Source organism: Pricia sp. (assembly GCF_041745955.1).
Lineage (GTDB): Bacteria > Bacteroidota > Bacteroidia > Flavobacteriales > Flavobacteriaceae > Pricia.
Window position 1 is genome coordinate 1 of record NZ_JBGTHY010000274.1, and the last position, 2,547, is coordinate 2,547.

Here is a 2,547-nt window from a genome sequence, read left to right on the forward strand (position 1 = left end):
AACGGCCCGATCGATATCTGTATTTTAGGATTGGGGAAGAACGGCCACATCGGATTCAACGAACCGGCGAAAACGCTAACGCCTTTCTGCCACGTTGCGAAACTTTCGGAAAAATCGCTACAACATTCAATGGCAAACACCATGAAGCCTAAGCCCGCGTATGGGTTGACCCTAGGTATGGCGGACATACTCCGATCCAAAAAAATAATCCTTTTACTCACGGGATCGGACAAGCAGGATATAATTTTTAAATTGCTGTCAAAAGAAATTACGACACAGCTGCCTGCCTCCTTTTTATGGCTGCATCATGATGTATCATGTTTTATTGATTCAAATGCATTGTGATTATTCATACATTTGGCGCATATTAACTTCGTTATGATACCGTACTTTCTCCACAACCTAACCAAATTCATGCTTTACACGGTGTTCTTATGCTTTTTCATGGCAACCGTGCATGCCCAGGAAATCGCCGTATTAAAATACAACGGCGGCGGGGACTGGTACAGCAACCCCACATCATTGCCCAACCTGATCCGGTTCTGTAACGCTAATATCGGCACGAAAATCACGGAAAAACCGGAAACCGTCGAAGTCGGCAGTCACATCATCTTTCAATATCCGTTCCTTCACATGACGGGCCATGGTAACGTCGTCTTTTCCGAGGAAGAGGCCGAAAACCTGCGTACCTATCTTCTATCCGGAGGATTTTTACATATCGACGACAACTACGGAATGGCGCCCTATCTCAAAAAAGAACTGGTCAAAGTGTTTCCCGACACGGAATTGGAGGAACTGGGCGCGGACCATCCCATTTTTAAGGAAGTCTACCGATTCCCGGAAGGACTTCCGAAAATACACGAACACGACGGCAAACGCCCACAGGCATTTGGTATTATGCATGAGAACCGGCTGGTATTGTTGTTCACTTTCGAAAGCGACCTGGGCAACGGATGGGAAGACCCCTCGGTACACAACGACCCCGAGGAAGTGCGCAAGAAAGCACTCGAAATGGGGGCGAATATTGTGGCGTATGCTTTTGGGCACTAACAAACCATAAACCACCAGTATGACCTCAAAAACCATATCCACGGGAATATTACGAGCTGTGGGCATTGTTATAGGTATCGCCTTGCTCCTTTATTTCTTATGGCAAATTCAGTCGGTAATTGCCTATTTGGCGATTGCAGCGGTGATTGCATTGATCGGTAGTCCCGTTGTCTATTTCTTACGACGGAAATTGAAATTCCCGAATCTGCTAGCCGTCATTATCACCATGCTTTTGATGTTGGGTATTTTTGCGGGAATCATCGCCCTTTTCGTACCCCTGTTGACCGAACAAGGAAAAAACCTGTCTTTACTTGACATCGATGCCCTTCAAGAAAACCTGAATTCGCTGTATTCCGAAATTACCCAATATTTTGGGGCAACGCCGGAAACGGTCAATCAGATGCTACAGAAATCCGACCTCGAAAAAAGTGTTTTGGAAGGTTTCGATGTCGGCTTTATTCCAAATTTTCTCAACACATTTTTAGAGGTATTGAGCACCGCCAGCATAGCCCTATTTTCGGTGCTTTTTATTTCGTTTTTCTTTCTTAAAGATCGCTTACTACTTCAAAAAGGTATTTTGGCCTTGGTGCCTAAGACCAGGGAAACCGGAACCGTGCACTCCATCGAAAAAATCAATAGCCTTTTGTCCCGTTACTTTGTCGGACTCTTGCTACAAATCTTCGTGCTCTTTGTCATTTACACGATTACACTACTTATTGTGGGCATCGAAAACGCAATCGTCATCGCCTTTTTATGTGCGCTTTTTAACATCATTCCGTATGTGGGCCCGATTATCGGCGGAGTGGTGATGATCGTACTGACTATGACCAGTAATCTGGGCATGGATTTCAGTACCGTTATCTTGCCAAAAGCGGGCTACGTTCTTATCGGTTTGGCCGTTGGTCAATTGGTCGATAATTTCTTTTCGCAGCCTCTTATTTTTTCCAACAGCGTAAAGTCGCACCCGCTCGAAATTTTCTTGATCATCATCATCGCCGGGTTGCTTTTCGGAGTGGTCGGAATGATAGTGGCGGTACCCGGATACACTGCTATCAAAGTAATTCTAAAGGAATTTTTAGCCGATAACAAGCTTGTAAAATCCCTGACCAAAAGTTTATAGTTAAAGTTTGAATAAAAGGATATTACCTACTGGTGTTCAAAAATTTATAACAGAAAATTGGAATACTGACATCATGTCAGTATTGCTCAAAAAACCTATTTTCGAGGGAATTTCGAACCAAGAACTCGCCGAACAGCTCGAAGCCCGGAAAAAGTGCGAAAAAAAACTCCCCGTTTGGTTCGGTACACCGAAAATCTACTACCCCAATAAACTGAATATCGAGCAAACCTCCTCCGAAATTACGGCAAGGTATAAGTCCGAAATCGTAGCCGGAAAATCCCTTTTGGATGCCACTGGTGGATTTGGTGTCGACAGCTATTATTTCAGTCAAAAAATCGAGCAGGTTTTTCACTGTGAAATCGACGAGAATCTATCCG

3 protein-coding genes and 1 pseudogene are annotated in these 2,547 nt (G+C 44.3%); all 4 read left to right on the forward strand.

What is annotated here, in order from left to right:
- A partial coding sequence (locus tag ACEW8S_RS10105) for a 6-phosphogluconolactonase (RefSeq protein WP_373518031.1) occupies positions 1 to 345 on the forward strand: 345 nt, incomplete at its 5' end.
- Positions 346 to 414: 69 nt separating this feature from the next.
- Entirely contained in the window at positions 415 to 1,050 is a 636-nt protein-coding gene (locus tag ACEW8S_RS10110) for a DUF4159 domain-containing protein (protein WP_373518032.1), read from the forward strand.
- A gap of 19 nt (positions 1,051 to 1,069) precedes the next feature.
- Positions 1,070 to 2,170 carry an AI-2E family transporter gene (locus tag ACEW8S_RS10115; RefSeq protein ID WP_373518033.1) on the forward strand — a complete coding sequence of 367 codons (1,101 nt, stop codon included), beginning with the start codon at positions 1,070 to 1,072 and terminating at the stop codon, positions 2,168 to 2,170.
- 7 nt (positions 2,171 to 2,177) lie between these two features.
- Positions 2,178 to 2,547 (forward strand): annotated as a pseudogene (locus ACEW8S_RS10120) (class I SAM-dependent methyltransferase); the annotation flags it as partial.

What these genes read in the sequence shown, in the direction of transcription:
- ACEW8S_RS10110 (WP_373518032.1), top strand. Translation starts at nt 415, where the DNA reads ATGCTTTACACGGTGTTCTTATGCTTTTTCATGGCAACCGTGCATGCC.
- ACEW8S_RS10115 (WP_373518033.1), top strand. Translation starts at nt 1,070, where the DNA reads ATGACCTCAAAAACCATATCCACGGGAATATTACGAGCTGTGGGCATT.